At 70.8% G+C, this 14,932-nt stretch carries 13 protein-coding genes; 6 read left to right on the top strand and 7 right to left on the bottom strand.

All coding sequences use genetic code 11. The features are described 5' to 3' along the window. The first annotated feature begins 254 nt into the window (after positions 1 to 254). Together AB0P17_RS07300 and AB0P17_RS07295 are read left to right on the top strand one after the other, a co-directional pair. The gene (locus AB0P17_RS07300; RefSeq protein WP_365808409.1) at positions 255 to 1,505 is read left to right on the top strand and encodes an LCP family protein; all 1,251 of its coding nucleotides are present in this window, start codon (positions 255 to 257) and stop codon (positions 1,503 to 1,505) included. A 175-nt stretch (positions 1,506 to 1,680) separates the two neighbouring features. After that, a complete protein-coding gene (locus AB0P17_RS07295; RefSeq protein WP_365808407.1) occupies positions 1,681 to 3,273 on the top strand; it encodes a hypothetical protein in 1,593 nt (530 codons plus the stop codon). A gap of 79 nt (positions 3,274 to 3,352) precedes the next feature. Here AB0P17_RS07295 and AB0P17_RS07290 read toward each other — a convergent pair whose 3' ends face one another. Then, the gene (locus tag AB0P17_RS07290) at positions 3,353 to 4,525 is read right to left on the bottom strand and encodes an acyl-CoA dehydrogenase (RefSeq protein ID WP_365808405.1); all 1,173 of its coding nucleotides are present in this window, start codon (positions 4,523 to 4,525) and stop codon (positions 3,353 to 3,355) included. Positions 4,526 to 4,763: 238 nt separating this feature from the next. Between AB0P17_RS07290 and AB0P17_RS07285 the strand changes: the two genes are divergently transcribed. Then, complete coding sequence (locus AB0P17_RS07285; RefSeq protein WP_365808403.1) at positions 4,764 to 6,155, top strand: UDP-glucose/GDP-mannose dehydrogenase family protein; 1,392 nt, start codon at positions 4,764 to 4,766, stop codon at positions 6,153 to 6,155. A 91-nt stretch (positions 6,156 to 6,246) separates the two neighbouring features. On the opposite strand, the gene AB0P17_RS07280 is transcribed toward AB0P17_RS07285, so the two are convergent. Next, the gene (locus AB0P17_RS07280) at positions 6,247 to 6,777 is read right to left on the bottom strand and encodes a CGNR zinc finger domain-containing protein (protein ID WP_365808401.1); all 531 of its coding nucleotides are present in this window, start codon (positions 6,775 to 6,777) and stop codon (positions 6,247 to 6,249) included. 94 nt (positions 6,778 to 6,871) lie between these two features. On the opposite strand from AB0P17_RS07280, the gene AB0P17_RS07275 reads away from it, so the two are divergent. Beyond that, complete coding sequence (locus AB0P17_RS07275) at positions 6,872 to 7,243, top strand: VOC family protein (protein WP_365808400.1); 372 nt, start codon at positions 6,872 to 6,874, stop codon at positions 7,241 to 7,243. A 113-nt stretch (positions 7,244 to 7,356) separates the two neighbouring features. Here the strand turns inward: AB0P17_RS07275 and AB0P17_RS07270 are convergent, their stop codons facing one another. Genes AB0P17_RS07270 through AB0P17_RS07260 form a run of 3 tightly spaced genes read right to left on the bottom strand, consistent with a single transcriptional unit; the run spans position 7,357 to position 10,237 of the window. Next, positions 7,357 to 8,568 (bottom strand): dipeptidase, encoded by a 1,212-nt coding sequence (locus AB0P17_RS07270; protein WP_365808398.1) that lies wholly within the window; start codon positions 8,566 to 8,568, stop codon positions 7,357 to 7,359. Further along, positions 8,565 to 9,089, bottom strand: a complete 525-nt coding sequence (gene purE / locus AB0P17_RS07265) for a 5-(carboxyamino)imidazole ribonucleotide mutase (protein WP_365808396.1) — start codon at positions 9,087 to 9,089, stop codon at positions 8,565 to 8,567. Before purE ends, AB0P17_RS07270 begins: the two co-directional genes overlap by 4 nt. Further along, positions 9,086 to 10,237 carry a 5-(carboxyamino)imidazole ribonucleotide synthase gene (locus tag AB0P17_RS07260; RefSeq protein ID WP_365808394.1) on the bottom strand — a complete coding sequence of 384 codons (1,152 nt, stop codon included), beginning with the start codon at positions 10,235 to 10,237 and terminating at the stop codon, positions 9,086 to 9,088. The genes purE and AB0P17_RS07260 overlap by 4 nt, the downstream gene beginning before the upstream one ends. A gap of 242 nt (positions 10,238 to 10,479) precedes the next feature. On the opposite strand from AB0P17_RS07260, the gene AB0P17_RS07255 reads away from it, so the two are divergent. Then, positions 10,480 to 10,962, top strand: coding sequence for a GtrA family protein (locus AB0P17_RS07255; protein ID WP_365808478.1), 483 nt, complete (start codon positions 10,480 to 10,482; stop codon positions 10,960 to 10,962). Between the two features lie 46 nt (positions 10,963 to 11,008). Here AB0P17_RS07255 and AB0P17_RS07250 read toward each other — a convergent pair whose 3' ends face one another. Further along, positions 11,009 to 12,283, bottom strand: a complete 1,275-nt coding sequence (locus tag AB0P17_RS07250) for an ATP-binding protein (RefSeq protein WP_365808392.1) — start codon at positions 12,281 to 12,283, stop codon at positions 11,009 to 11,011. Positions 12,284 to 12,338: 55 nt separating this feature from the next. Then, the gene (locus AB0P17_RS07245; protein ID WP_365808391.1) at positions 12,339 to 13,016 is read right to left on the bottom strand and encodes a response regulator transcription factor; all 678 of its coding nucleotides are present in this window, start codon (positions 13,014 to 13,016) and stop codon (positions 12,339 to 12,341) included. 348 nt (positions 13,017 to 13,364) lie between these two features. Here AB0P17_RS07245 and AB0P17_RS07240 point away from each other — a divergent pair, with 348 nt between their 5' ends. Further along, positions 13,365 to 14,897, top strand: a complete 1,533-nt coding sequence (locus tag AB0P17_RS07240) for an oligopeptide:H+ symporter (RefSeq protein ID WP_365808389.1) — start codon at positions 13,365 to 13,367, stop codon at positions 14,895 to 14,897. Positions 14,898 to 14,932 lie beyond the last annotated feature (35 nt).

Here is a 14,932-nt window from a genome sequence, read left to right as displayed (position 1 = left end):
GCCTGCCCGTAGGGGCCTGCCCGTAGGGGCCTGCCCGTAGGGGCCTGCCCGTAGGGGCCTGCCCGTAGGGGCCTGCCCGTAGGGGCCTGCCCGTAGGGGCCTGCCCGTAGCGCCGTAGAGGCTTTCCAGCAACGGCGCGGTCAAACCTCCGGGACGGCACCGGTCCGGTTCGCATTGCATCAGATTCGCAACGGGGCCGACCCTATTTCCCACCTCCCTGTATGGGGCCCGGCCCCGCCCGGCACACTGTCCGCATGACTGATGGATGGACCGGCGACCGTGGCGACCGTTACGGGCGCGGCAATGGAGGCACGCAGCCCGAGGGAGCGCAGGTCATGCCGCATGTGCGGCGCAGCGGCGTACCCCAGCAGGCACAGGGGTACGGCCAGGGCCGGGATCCCGGTTACGACAGCGGGTACAACACGGGCCAGGTCTACGGCTCCCCCGCGGGCGGCGGGGGCGGCGACGGCGGGCGGGGCGGCTACATCCCCCCGCAGAGCGGCGGGCCCTCCCAGCCGAGGTACGCGCCCGACTGGGGGCGCCGTATCAAGATCGGCGCGCTGGTCCTCGTGGTGCTGTTCCTGGGCACGTCCATCGGTACGTACTTCTGGGCCGACGGCAAGCTCCGGCGCGAGGTCGATCTCTCGAAGGTCATCGAGCGGCCGGAACAGGGCGACGGCACCAACTATCTGATCGTGGGGTCCGACAGCCGCGAGGGCATGTCCGACGAGGACAAGAAGAAGCTCCACACCGGTTCCGCCGAGGGCAAGCGGACCGACTCGATGATGATCCTGCACGACGGGTCGAACGGCCCGACGCTGGTCTCGCTGCCGCGCGACTCGAACGTGACGATCCCGTCGTTCGTGGGCTCGGAGTCCGGCAAGCAGTACCCGAACACGGGCCGCCAGACCAAGCTGAACGCGGCGTACGCGGAGGACGGCCCGGAGCTGCTGGTCCGTACCGTCGAGTTCAACACCGGGCTGCGCATCGACCACTACGTGGAGATCGGCTTCGCCGGCTTCGCCAACATCGTGGACGCGATCGGCGGGGTGGAGCTGGACATCCCGAAGGCGTTCAAGGACAAGAAGTCGGGCGCCGACTTCCCGGCGGGCAAGCAGACCCTGGACGGCGAGCAGTCGCTGGCCTTCGTACGGACGCGGTACGCGTTCGCCGCCAGTGACCTGGACCGTACGAAGAACCAGCAGAAGTTCCTCGCGGCCCTGGCCTCGCAGACGGCCACGCCGGGCACGATCCTGAACCCGTTCAAGCTCTACCCGACGATGGGCGCGGGCCTGGACACCCTGATCGTGGACAAGGACATGTCGCTCTGGTCGCTGGGCCAGATGTTCTTCGCGATGAAGGGCATCACGGGCGGCGACGGCACCTCCATGAACATGCCGATCTCGGGCAGCGTGGGCGGCAACCTGGTCTGGGACAAGACGAAGGTCAAGGAGCTGGTGAACCAGCTCAACAACGACGAGAAGGTCACCGTCACCAGCGACTGAGGCCGGCGACCGGCACCGGCGTCGTCGTCCGTAGCCCCCGTGCACCCCCGCTCCGGCGGCGGGTGCACGGGGGCTACCGCGTGCCGGAACGCGGGCGGGTCCGCGCGTACAACCTTCCTCCTGGTCGACGCGTCGAATGTGCCGTAGATCCACGCACATGTCCGATGGAGGACCTTTGAGAAAGTTCCTGGCCGTGGTCGGCACGGCCGTCGCGCTCTCCGTGTCCACGCTGGTCGTCGCGCCCGGCGCGCAGGCGGCCGAGACCGACCTCCGGTCGTTCGCGTGGAGCGCCGAGAAGGACGGCCGGATCCATGTGCTCTACGAGCACTGGGAGCGGAACTCCCTGCCGTCCGACGTCACCGTCCGGATCCGGGCGAAGGGCAGCGACACGGTGCTCGCCACGCTCGGCCTCAACGACGCCGACAGCTGCCCCACCGCGTACGACTGCCTGGAGCGGCAGTTCTGGACCGACCCGGTCGAGTTGCCCTCGATGGGCGTGTACGCCATCGACCTCGTGGTCAAGGCCGGTACGGCGGGCGAACTCGTCGACCGGGACAACGGTGAGCTGAACTACGGCCTCGACCGGAAGCTGACCGCCACCGCCGACCGCCAGACCGTTTCGTACGACCACCGCGCGGTCACGGTGAACGGCACCCTCGTCGCGCGGGACCCGAACACGCGCGAGGTCAAGCCGTTCACGGGCGCCACGATCCACTCCCGCTACATGCTGCGGGACCAGCCGCCGAAGACGGTCGACAAGGCGGGACGTTTCTCCCTCCCCTTCGAGTTCAGCGGTTACGAGGCCGACGAGCGGATCAACGTCTGGTTCCAGGAGAACAGCGCTTCGTTCCCGGTGTCGGTCCGGAGGCAGCCGCTGAAACTGGCGGTGGACACCCCCGCCGGGCCGGTCACGGCCCCGTTGGGCAGCGACGTCCCCGTGCGCGGCAGGGTGACCCGTACGGCCGACGACGGCACCGAGAAGCCGGCCGGCGGCGTCGGCGTCCTGGTCGGCGGCCGGCCCGTCACCAGCACCAAGGAGGACGGCACCTTCGCCGGCGCCTTCACCGCCACGAAGAACGGTACGACGCGCGTCGGCGTCGGCCAGGAGCCGTGGTTCGCGGGGGCATCCCCGTACGACTTCCAGGTCACGACGGCCGCCACGAGCACCTTCTCGGCGGTCGAGGCCGCTGTGGACAAGTACCGGAAGGTCACCTTCAGCGGCAGACTGGGAGTCACCTCGGGTTCGTACCCCGCCGGGACGACCGGACAGGTCTCCATCGACCACTCCCCGGACGGCCAGAACTGGTCGAGCGTCGGCCAGTTCACGGCCGTCTACGGAGCCACGTTCCACCGGACGGCTCCCACGAAGGGGGTGGCCGGCAGCTACTGGCGTCTGCGTCATCTGGCCGCCCCGGGCGTGGAGAGCCGCGTGTACCACCTCGGCCGCGCGTACACCGAGATCCGGAAGGACAGCGTCGCGCCCGAGGGCATCCGCAAGGGCACGAGGCTGACGGCCAAGGGCACGCTGATGCAGAAGTCCGGCACCACCTGGAAGGCGTACGCGGGCCGGAAGGTCCGCGTCTACTTCAAGGCCGCCACGCCCGGCGCGGCCTGGAAGGAGCTGGGCACCGCCACGACCCTCGCGAACGGCACGTTCAGCAAGCAGTTCACGGTGCTGCGGAACGGCACCTGGCAGATGCGCCACGTCGACACGGTGAAGACGCACTACGCGTCGAGCGGCCGTGAGATCCCCGTCACCATCCGCTGATGTCCCGGGCCCGCGCTCTCGGCCCCAGGCCCCCCGGCCCCTGGTGTGACGCCGGGGGCCGCGGCCCTTCGCCACCGCCCTACGGGAGGTTGCGGGCCATGACGATCCGCTGGACCTGGTTGGTGCCTTCGTAGATCTGAGTGATCTTGGCGTCGCGCATCATGCGCTCCACCGGGTAGTCGCGCGTGTAGCCGTAGCCGCCGAGGAGTTGGACCGCGTCCGTCGTGATCTCCATGGCCGCGTCCGACGCGTAGCACTTGGCCGCCGCGCCGAAGAAGGTCAGGTCCTCCTTCGCGGAGCCCGCCGTGACCCGCTCCGACCTGGCCGCCGCCGCGTAGGTGAGCTGGCGGGCGGCCTCCAGCTTCATGGCCATGTCGGCGAGCATGAACTGGACGCCCTGGAAGTCGCCGATCGGCTTGCCGAACTGCTTGCGCTCCTGGACGTAGCCCTTGGCGTAGTCGAGCGCGCCCTGGGCGATGCCGAGGGCCTGGGCCGCGATGGTGATGCGGGTGTGGTCGAGGGTCTTCATCGCGGTGGCGAAGCCGGTGCCCTCCGCGCCGAGCAGACGGTCGGCCGGGATGCGGACGTTGTCGAGGTAGACCTCGCGCGTCGGTGAGCCCTTGATACCGAGCTTCTTCTCCGGGGCGCCGAACGAGACGCCCTCGTCGGACTTCTCGACGACGAACGCCGAGATGCCCTTCGTACGCCGGTCCGGGTCGGTGACGGCCATGACCGTGTAGTAGTCGGAGACGCCCGCGTTGGTGATCCAGCGCTTCACCCCGTTGAGGACGTAGTGGTCGCCGTCCCGTACGGCCCTGGTCTTCATGCCGCCCGCGTCGGAGCCCGCGTCCGGCTCGGAGAGGCAGTACGAGAACATCGCGTCGCCCTGGGCCAGCGGGCGCAGGTACTTCTTCTTCAGCTCCTCGCTCCCGGCGAGGATCACGGGCAGCGAGCCCAGCTTGTTCACGGCCGGGATGAGGGAGGAGGAGGCGCAGACCCGGGCGACCTCCTCGATGACGATCACGGTGGCGAGCGCGTCGGCGCCGGCGCCGCCGTACTCCTCGGGGACGTGGACGGCGTGCAGGTCCGACGCGACCAGCGCGTCCAGCGCCTCCTGCGGGAAGCGGGCCTCTTCGTCCACCGCCGCGGCGAACGGCGCGATCTTGGCCTCGGAGAGCGCGCGCACGGTGTCGCGGAGCATGTCGTGCTCTTCGGACGGGCGGTACAGGTCGAAATCAGCTGATCCGGCCACTGTCTCTCACTCCCCATGATGCTAACTACCGTTAAGTAACCCAATTTTAGACGGCGGTGACGGCGCAGGTACAGGTGAGTTCGCCGACAGCGTCCCCAGGAGATCCCCCGCAGATCCCTCGGAGATCCCACGGAGGGAGACCGGAGAGTTCCCGGAGGGAGAAGTGCCCCTGCGGGGCGTCTCCGACGCGCGGCTATGCTCGGGCCCGCACCTGCCCGTCTCTCCTTGGAGCACCCACATGGCCCTCAAGATCACTGTGATCGGCACCGGCTATCTCGGCGCCACACACGCCGCGGCCATGGCGGAGCTGGGCTTCGAGGTCCTCGGGCTCGACGTGGTGCCGGAGAAGATCGAGCTGCTCTCCACGGGCCGCGTCCCCATGTACGAACCCGGCCTTGAGGAACTGCTGCGCAAGCATGTCGCCGGGATCGAGGGGTCGACGGGGCGGCTGCGGTTCACCATGGACTGGGCGGAGGTCGCGGACTTCGGCGATGTGCACTTCGTCTGCGTGAACACCCCCCAGAAGCACGGCGAGTACGCGTGCGACATGAGTTACGTCGACGCCGCGGTCGAGAGCCTGGCCAAGCATCTGAGCCGGCCCGCGCTGGTCGTCGGCAAGTCCACGGTGCCCGTCGGCAGCGCGGACCGGCTCGCGGCCCGGATCGCCGAGGTGGCGCCGGCGGGGCGGGAGGTGACGCTGGCCTGGAACCCGGAGTTCCTGCGCGAGGGCTTCGCCGTACAGGACACGCTGCACCCGGACCGGATCGTGATCGGTGTCCGCGGTACCGGCGGCGCGGACGGTACGGGCGCCACGGACGGTACGGGCGCGACGGAGGCCGAGCGGACGCTGCGCGAGGTGTACGCGACGCCGATCGCCGAGGGCTCGCCCCTCGTGGTGACCGACTTCCCGACGGCCGAGCTGGTGAAGACCTCCGCCAACTCCTTCCTGGCGACGAAGATCTCGTTCATCAACGCGATGGCCGAGGTCTGCGAGGCGGCCGGCGGCGATGTCGTGAAGCTGGCGGAGGCACTGGGGTACGACGACCGCATCGGGAAGAAGTTCCTGCGCGCGGGCATCGGCTTCGGCGGCGGCTGTCTGCCCAAGGACATCCGGGCTTTCATGGCGCGGGCGGGCGAGCTGGGCGCGGACCAGGCGCTGACGTTCCTGCGCGAGGTCGACTCGATCAACATGCGGCGGCGCGGCCACATGGTGGAGCTGGCGCGGGAGGCGGTGGGCGGCGACTCGTCGTTCCTGGGCAAGCGGGTCGCCGTGCTCGGCGCGACGTTCAAGCCGGACTCGGACGACGTACGGGACTCCCCCGCGCTCAATGTCGCGGGCCAGATCCACCTCCAGGGCGGCCAGGTCACGGTCTACGACCCGAAGGGCATGGCCAACGCGAAGCGGCTCTTCCCGACGCTGGGGTACGCGGAGTCGGCGCTGGACGCGGTGCGTGGCGCGGATGTCGTGCTGCATCTGACGGAGTGGCGCGAGTTCCGCGAGCTGGACCCGGCGGTCCTGGGCGCGTCGGCGTCGCGCCGGCTGATCCTGGACGGCCGCAACGCGCTGGACCCGGAGCGGTGGCGCGCGGCGGGGTGGACGTACCGCGCGATGGGGCGCCCGCGCGCCTGAGCGGGTGGGCCGCGTCGGTGCCCGGCGTGGGGCGGGCTCGGTGGGGCGGGCTCGGTGGGGCGGGTCGCCGGCCGGTGGGCGTCGCGCGGGCTCAGTGGGGCGTCGCGCCGCCGTCCGTCAGTCTGGCCCGGTACGCGCGCATCTTGGCGCGGGCTCCGCAGACCGACATCGAGCACCAGCGGCCGCGGCCGGCCGGGCTGCGGTCGTAGAACGCCCACTGGCAGTCGTCGGCCTCGCACGCCTTGAGCCGGTGCCACGTGCCGTCGGCGGACGCCTCCGCGATGGCCGCCGCCACGCGGGACAGCAGGGCGTCGGGCGCGGCGGCGGGGAGGAGCGCCGCCTTGCCGGCGGGGTCGACGGTGACCCGGAGCGGCGCCTCGGCGAGCAGTCCGTCCAGGGCGGCGGTGGAGCGGCCCCGGGGGTGTACGCCCGCGTGCGCCAGGCAGGCGGTGCGCAGGGCCTCGCGGAGGGCGCGGGCCGCCGGGACCTCGCGCTCCGCGAGGCCGAAGGCGGCGCGGCCCTCCGCCGTGCCGAGCCGGTCGGCGCCCGTCTCGATGTCCAGCGAGTTGACGAGGGACTGGACCAGGGCGAGCGCTCCGGGGGCGGGCGGGCGGTCATTCATGGTTGCGACGTTACCTCCGATACGGGACCATGAGGTAACGGTTACCTCTTGAGGTCACTTAGCAGTAACCATCCATCTCTGAGGAGCGAACACTATGGCCATCGCCACGCTCGGCACCGTCGTCCTGGACTGCCCCGACCCGGTCGCGCTCGCCCGCTTCTACGCCCAGGTGCTGGGGGGTGAGGTCGAGGAGGTCCAGGAGGGCAACGACAGGTGGGTCGACCTGACCGGCTTCCCCGGCACGCCGCTCGCCTTCCAGGCCGCGCCCGGCTTCGTACCGCCCGCGTGGCCCGCGGCGGAGGGGTCGCAGCAGTTCCATCTCGACCTGACGGTGCCCGACCTGGACGCGGCGGAGCGGGAGGTGCTGGCGCTGGGCGCCGTACCGCTCGACACGGAGGACCGGAATCGGTCCTTCCGGGTCTACGCGGACCCGGCCGGGCATCCGTTCTGCCTCTGCGCCGGCTAGACGGCTGAACCGGTGGGTCGGCCGGGCCTCCGTGCGGGCCGGGGCTCGCACGGAGGCCCGGCTCGTACGGAAGCCCGGCTCGCACGGAGGCCCGGCTCGTACGGAGGCTGTCCTCAGCCGTCCAGGTCCGTGATCGTCGCCTGCGACGGCGGCCGCTCCGTGCGCAGCGTCCGCGAGACGTCCTCCGCCGCCCGCAGCACCCGTACCGCGTTGCCCCAGGTCACCTTGGAGACGTCCGCCGTCGACCACTTCCGGGCCAGCAGCTCCGCGATCAGGTTCGGGTAGCCCGCGACGTCCTCCAGGCCCCGCGGGGTGAACGCCGTGCCGTCGAAGTCGCCGCCGATGCCGATGTGGTCGACGCCCGCGGCCTCACGCATGTGGTCGAGGTGGTCCGCGACCGTGGCGACCGTCGCGACCGGGCGCGGGTGCGCCGCCTCGAAGTCCTCGTGGACCCGCATCGCGTCGGCGGTCGTGTCGAGCGGGTGCAGGCCGTGCGCCAGCATGTTCGCGTCGGCCTCCCTCGTCCACGCCACCGCCGCCGGGAGGATGAACTTCGGTACGAACGTGGCCATCGCGACGCCGCCGTTGGCGGGCAGCCGCTCCAGGACGTCGTCCGGGATGTTGCGCGGGTGGTCGCAGATCGCCCGCGCCGACGAGTGCGAGAAGATCACCGGCGCCGCCGTCGTGTCGAGCGCGTCGCGCATCGTCGTGGCGGCCACGTGCGAGAGGTCGACCAGCATGCCGACGCGGTTCATCTCGTGGACCACCTCGCGGCCGAAGGCCGAGAGACCGCCCACCGACGGGGTGTCCGTGGCGGAGTCGGCCCAGCGCACGTTGTCATTGTGCGTGAGCGTCATGTACCGGACGCCCAGGGTGTGCAGGGCGCGCAGGGTGGCGAGGGAGTTGTTGATGGAGTGGCCGCCCTCGGCGCCCATCAGCGACGCGATCCTGCCCTGCCGGCGCGCGTCCTCCATCTCGTCCGCCGTCAGCGCGCGGACCAGGTGGTCGGGGTAGCGGGCGAGGAGCCGGCCGACCACGTCGATCTGCTCCAGCGTCGCGCTGACCGCGTCGTCCCCGGCCATGTCGGACCGTACGTAGACGGACCAGAACTGGCCGCCGACGCCGCCGCGCCGCAGCCGGGGCAGGTCGGTGTGGAGGTGCCCCGACAGGTCCCCGGCGATGTCGAGGCGGTCCAGGTCGTACCGGACGTTCTCGCGCAGCGCCCACGGCAGGTCGTTGTGGCCGTCGACGACCGGGGCGTCGGCCAGCAGCGCGCGGGCCGCCGCCAGGTGGTCCGGCTCCACGGCCGGAACGGGCACGGTCACTTTCCGAACCCGAAGTGCTCCGAGCCCTCGACCTTGGCACGCAGCCGCTTGCCCTTCTCCGACGCCTGGTCGTTCAGCTCCTGCTGGAACTCACGCATCCGGCCCTGGAGCTCCGGGTCGTGCGCCGCGAGGATCCTGGCGGCCAGCAGGCCCGCGTTGCGCGCGCCGCCCACCGAGACCGTCGCGACGGGGACGCCCGCCGGCATCTGGACGATGGAGAGCAGCGAGTCCATGCCGTCCAGGTACTTCAGGGGTACGGGGACGCCGATCACCGGCAGCGGGGTCACCGAGGCCAGCATGCCCGGCAGGTGGGCCGCGCCGCCCGCGCCCGCGATGATCGCCTTGAGGCCGCGGCCCGCCGCGTCCTCGCCGTACGAGATCATCTCGCGCGGCATGCGGTGCGCGGAGACGACGTCCACCTCGTACGGGATCTCGAACTCGTGGAGGGCCTTGGCCGCCGCTTCCATGACGGGCCAGTCCGAGTCGGAACCCATGACGATGCCAACGACAGGTGGGGTCATTCCGTGATCGTTCCTCTGAGGTAGCCGGCTGCGTGACGGGCGCGCTCCAGCACGTCGTCCAGATCGTCGCCGTAGGTGTTGACGTGCCCCACCTTGCGGCCGGGCTTCACGTCCTTGCCATACATGTGGATCTTGAGCTGGGGGTCCCTGGCCATGCAGTGCAGATAGGCCGCGTACATGTCGGGGTAGTCGCCGCCCAGGACGTTGCACATCACCGTCCAGGGCGCGCGCGGGCGCGGGTCGCCCAGCGGCAGGTCCAGAACGGCCCGCAGGTGGTTGGCGAACTGCGAGGTGATCGCGCCGTCCTGCGTCCAGTGCCCGGAGTTGTGGGGGCGCATCGCCAGCTCGTTGACGAGGATGCCGGGCGTGCCGTCCTCGGACCTGACCTCGAAGAGCTCGACGGCGAGATGGCCGACCACGCCGAGCTCGGCGGCTATGCGCAGGGCGAGGCGCTGGGCCTCGCCCGACAGCTCCTCCGAGAGGCCGGGCGCGGGCGCGACGACCGTGTCGCAGACGCCGTCGACCTGCTGGGACTCGACCACGGGGTAGGCCACGGCCTGGCCGTGCGGCGAGCGGACGACATTGGCCGCCAGCTCCCGTACGAAGTCGACCTTCTCCTCAGCGAGGACCGGGACCCCGGCGCGGAAGGGCTCCTCGGCGTCCGCCTCGGACCGTACGAGCCAGACGCCCTTGCCGTCGTACCCGCCGCGCACCGTCTTCAGGATGACGGGGAAGCCGCTCCCCTCGGCGGCGAAGGCCGCGGCGTCGGCCGCGTCGGCCACGATCCGGTGGCGCGGGCAGGGCGCGCCCAGCTCCGTGAGCCGCGCGCGCATGACGCCCTTGTCGTGGGCGTGCAGCAGCGCCTCCGGGCCTGGTCTGACGGGGATGCCGTCGGCCTCCAGGGCACGCAGGTGCTCGACGGGGACATGTTCGTGATCGAACGTGATCACGTCACAGCCGCGCGCGAAGTCACGCAGCGTGTCCAGGTCGCGATAGTCGCCCACGACGACCTCGCTCACCACCTGGGCCGCCGAGTCCTGGGGGGTGTCACTGAGGAGCTTGAATCTGAGGCCGAGGGGGATGCCCGCCTCGTGGGTCATACGGGCGAGCTGACCGCCGCCGACCATGCCGACTACCGGGAACGTCACGCAGCTAGCGTAGCCGCCGCCCGCCCCGGCCCGCCCACTTGTCCACAGGCACCCGCCGCGGGGAGCTGCCGGGCGCCGCCGGGCTGTGGACGGAGGGGCGGGCTCCGGGGGCGCTGGTTAGCATGGTCCGACCGGCGGTGCCGATCACGGGCACCGCACGCCAATACCGCATGCCGACGCCAATACCGCACGCCGACACCGATACCGACACCGATACCGACCGGACGGGGCTGAACGGGCAGATGAGCGAAGAGGGCGCACTCCGCGTGCGACTGGGCCGGCTCGTGCGCGAGGTGGCCAAGTTCGGGGCGGTGGGCGGCGTGGGCCTGCTGGTCAACCTGCTGGTCTTCAACCTCGTACGGCACACCACGGAACTGCCCGTGGTCCGGGCCAGCATCCTCGCCACGGTCGTCGCGATCGCCTGCAATTACGTCGGGTTCCGCTACTTCACCTACCGGGACCGCGACAAGAGCCGCCGCACCCGCGAGCTGACGCTCTTCCTGCTGTTCAGCGTGGTCGGGCTGGTGATCGAGAACGGGGTGCTGTACACGGCGACGTACGGCTTCGGCTGGGACACCCCGCTCCAGAGCAACGTGTTCAAGTTCCTCGGCATCGGGATAGCCACGCTGTTCCGCTTCTGGTCCTACCGCACCTGGGTCTTCAGGGCCCTGCCCGCCTCCGGCGACGCGGAGCAGCCGGAGTCAGAGCCGGCCGGTCTTCGCTGACCGGGGGCTTTCGTGCGTCCGGGTGTCCGCGGCGCCGCGAGCCGCGTCAGCGGACCGGGCGGTCCGGGTCCTTCGTCGCCTTGCGGGTACGGGCCTCCCTGCTGAGGAAGAGCGCGAAGACCGGCGGCTGCTGCTGGAGCAGCTCCAGCCGTCCGCCGTCCGCCTCCGCGAGGTCACGGGCGACGGCGAGGCCGATCCCGGTGGAGTTCCGGCCGCTGATGGTCCGCTCGAAGATCCGCGCCCCGAGGTCCGCCGGTACGCCGGGCCCCTCGTCCGTCACCTCGATCACCGCCTGGTTGCCGGTGACACGGGTGCGCAGCGCGACCGTACCGCCGCCGTGCATCAGCGAGTTCTCGATCAGCGCCGCGAGGACCTGGGCGACCGCGCCCGGCGTGGCGACCGCCCGCATGCCGTGCCGCCCCGAACAGACGATGGCGCGCCCAGCACTGCGGTAGGCGGGCCGCCACTCCGCGATCTGCTGCTTGACGACCTCGTCGAGATCGAAGGCGACGGCCGAGCCCGTCCGGGGGTCGCGCGCGTTGGTCAGGAGCCGTTCCACCACGTCGGTGAGCCGCTCGACCTGCGTCAGCGCGATCATGGCCTCCTCCTTGACCGTGTCCAGATCGTCGGTGGCGGAGATCTCCTCCAGCCGCATGGACAGGGCGGTCAGGGGTGTACGGAGCTGGTGCGACGCGTCCGCGGCGAGCCGGCGCTCGGCGGTGAGCATCCGCGCGATCCGCTCGGCGCTGGAGTCCAGGACATCGGCGACCCGGTCCAGCTCGGGCACCGCGTACCGCTTGTGCCGGGGGCGCGGGTCGCCCGAGCCGAGGCGCTCCGCCGTCTCCGCCAGATCGGTGAGCGGTGAGGCCAGCCGGTTCGCCTGGCGCACGGCGAGCAGCACGGCGGCGACGACGGCGAGCAGCGCCACCGCGCCGATGATCAGCAGCGTACGGCCGACCTCACGGGTGACGGAGGAGCGTGCCTCCTCGACGATGACGGTCTCGCCCTCCTCGCCCTCCGCCTTCGCGCGGATCACACTGCCGGTCGGGCGCGTACCGATCTCGACGTCCGCGCGGCCGGGGATCTCGATCCGCGCGTACCGCGTCTGGTCGATCTGTTCGGAGAGGATCCTGGCCGTGATGCGGTCGCCGCCGATCAGCCGGCTGTCGACGATGCTGACCAGCCGCAGCGCCTCGGAGTCCACGCTCTCCTGGGCGCTGTTGCTGATGGTGCGGGTCTCGACGATGACGAGCGACACCCCGAAGACGGCGATGACGACAAGCACCACGGCGAGCGTGGAGTTGATCAGACGACGGCGCACGGTGCCCTCCGGGCATCAGCTCTTCAGTACTTCAGCACTGCAGTACTTCAGCACGTCAGCTCTTCTCGAAGCGGAAGCCGACGCCCCGTACCGTCGCGATGTACCGCGGGTTCGCCGCGTCGTCGCCGAGCTTCTTGCGCAGCCAGGAGATGTGCATGTCGAGCGTCTTGGTGGACGACCACCACGTGGTGTCCCAGACCTCGCGCATCAACTGGTCGCGGGTGACGACCCGGCCCGCGTCCCGGACCAGGACGCGCAGCAGGTCGAACTCCTTTGCCGTGAGCTGCAGTTCCTCGTCGCCCATCCAGGCCCGGTGCGACTCGACGTCGATCCGCACGCCGTGGGTGGCCGGGGCCGGCACGGGGTCCGCGGCACCGCGCCGCAGCAGCGCCCGTACCCGCGCCAGCAGCTCCGCCAGCCGGAACGGCTTGGTCACGTAGTCGTCGGCGCCGGCGTCCAGCCCGACGACGGTGTCCACCTCGTCGGCGCGGGCGGTCAGCACCAGGATCGGGACGGTATGGCCTTCGGCGCGCAGTCTGCGGGCGACTTCGAGGCCGTCCATGCCGGGCAGCCCCAGGTCGAGGACGACGAGGTCGACGCCGCCCTGGAGTCCGGCGTCCAGCGCGGTCGGACCGTCCTCGCGGACCTCGACCTCGTATCCCTCCCGGCGCAGGGCGCGGGCCAGCGGCTCCGAGATGGAAGCGTCGTCCTCGGCGAGCAGTACACGGGTCATGGGGTGATGGTAGACCGCGAAGGGTGCCGGTCGGGAAGTGCTCGGCGACCGTCACGGGGGCGCGGCGGGGCGCCCGGTGGGGCGTCCGGCGGGCCGTGGACGAGCCGCGGAGGGGGTACGGACGGGGTTCGGTGTGACGCCTGCGGCTCAGTGGTTCGATCGGATGATCCGCCTTCGAATATAAGCGTTTGGTTCCATAAAAACCTGTGATCCATCTCTCATACCCTTCCATATGGCGCTCTGTCGTGCCGTATGGTGGCGAGACGCCTGTAGTACCACCCGGGGACCTTTGGCCTGCTGAGCGCCGAAGGTCCTTTTTCTGTGCAGACCCCCCACGAAGGATCGACCATGGCGTCCAGCCTGATGAAGGATTCGCCCGATTCGCCCGGCGTACCCGCCGGACCGGAGAAGACCTTCTTCGGCCACCCCCGCGGACTGGCCACCCTCTTCATGACCGAGATGTGGGAGCGTTTCAGCTTCTACGGCATGAGGGCACTGCTCACCATCTATCTGCTCTCCGGCGGACCCGATGCCTCGAAGGGGCTTCAGGGCGGCGGCCTCGCGATGGACCTGGCCACGACCACGGCCATCTACTCCATCTACCTGTCGATGGTCTATCTGCTGGCGCTGCCCGGCGGCTGGCTGGGGGACAGGGTCTGGGGCCCGCGCAAGACCGTCACGATCGCGGCCTGCACGATCATGCTGGGCCACCTCACGCTCGCCCTGCCGGGCACGGGGACGTTCTTCGCCGGTCTGGCGCTGGTGGCGCTCGGCTCGGGCCTGCTGAAGGCCAACATCTCCACGATGGTCGGCCATCTCTACGACGGCCCGAACGACCCGCGGCGCGACGGCGGGTTCACCGTCTTCTACATGGGCATCAACATCGGCGCCTTCTTCGCCCCGCTGATCATCGGCACCGTGGGCGAGAAGTACAGCTGGCACCTCGGCTTCGCGCTCGCCGCGGTCGGCATGGCCATCGGCCTGGCCGCCTTCCTGCTCGGTACGAAGCACCTCAGCCCGCAGAGCAGCCGGGTCCCCACCCCGCTCTCCCGCGAGGAGCGCGCCGCCTGGCTGCGCAAGGGCCTGACCTGGCTGCTGATCGCGGCCGTCTTCTACGCGGCCGTCGTCCTCAGCGGCAACTTCACGCTCAACTGGGCGATGGTCCCGCTGACCCTGGCGGGCCTGGCCATCCCGGCCGCCGTGCTGATCAGGATCAAGCGCGACAAGGAACTGTCGGCGACCGAGCAGACCAAGATGTCCGGGTACATCTGGTTCTTCGTGGCCGCCGCGGTCTTCTGGATGATCTACGACCAGGGCGGCTCGACGGTCCAGGCGTTCGGCACGACGAAGGCCGCCGACTCGCTCTTCGGGCTGTCCTTCCCGACGTCCTGGTACCAGTCGCTGAACCCCGTCTTCATCATGGCGCTGGCGCCGGTCATCGCCTGGTTCTGGCTGTGGCTCAACCGCAGGGGCCAGGAGCCCAGCACGGTCGTGAAGTTCGCCGCCGGGCTGTTCTTCATCGGCGTCTCGTTCTTCTTCTTCCTGATCCCGCTCTTCCTGGCGGACGGGGGGACGCTGGTCAGCCCGATGTGGCTGGTGGGCATCTATCTGATCCAGACCGTCGGTGAGCTGTGCGTGTCGCCGGTGGGCCTGTCGGTGACGACGAAGATGGCGCCGGCGAAGTACGCGAGCCAGATGATGGGCGTCTGGTTCCTGGCGGTGACGGCGGGCGACTCGGTGACCGGGCTGCTCTCCATCGGCGGCGTCGATCTGAGCCGTACGGGCGTGGTGGCCCTGGAGGCACTGCTCGCCACGGCGGCGGGGATCGCGGTCTTCATGTACCGGCGGAAGGTCAGGGCGCTGATGGGCGACATCCGCTGAGCCGCTGACGTACGGGGGCACGGGCGCGTGCCCGT

It is taken from the genome of Streptomyces sp. NPDC088124, from assembly GCF_040685895.1.
GTDB lineage: Bacteria > Actinomycetota > Actinomycetes > Streptomycetales > Streptomycetaceae > Streptomyces.
This window is presented reverse-complemented; position numbering and strand designations above follow the sequence as displayed.

Coding starts and splice junctions, on each gene's coding strand:
- AB0P17_RS07300 (WP_365808409.1), top strand. CDS start 255: ATGACTGATGGATGGACCGGCGACCGTGGCGACCGTTACGGGCGCGGC.
- AB0P17_RS07285 (WP_365808403.1), top strand. CDS start 4,764: ATGGCCCTCAAGATCACTGTGATCGGCACCGGCTATCTCGGCGCCACA.
- AB0P17_RS07280 (WP_365808401.1), bottom strand. CDS start 6,777: ATGAATGACCGCCCGCCCGCCCCCGGAGCGCTCGCCCTGGTCCAGTCC.
- AB0P17_RS07275 (WP_365808400.1), top strand. CDS start 6,872: ATGGCCATCGCCACGCTCGGCACCGTCGTCCTGGACTGCCCCGACCCG.
- purE (WP_365808396.1), bottom strand. CDS start 9,089: ATGACCCCACCTGTCGTTGGCATCGTCATGGGTTCCGACTCGGACTGG.
- AB0P17_RS07255 (WP_365808478.1), top strand. CDS start 10,480: ATGAGCGAAGAGGGCGCACTCCGCGTGCGACTGGGCCGGCTCGTGCGC.
- AB0P17_RS07245 (WP_365808391.1), bottom strand. CDS start 13,016: ATGACCCGTGTACTGCTCGCCGAGGACGACGCTTCCATCTCGGAGCCG.
- AB0P17_RS07240 (WP_365808389.1), top strand. CDS start 13,365: ATGGCGTCCAGCCTGATGAAGGATTCGCCCGATTCGCCCGGCGTACCC.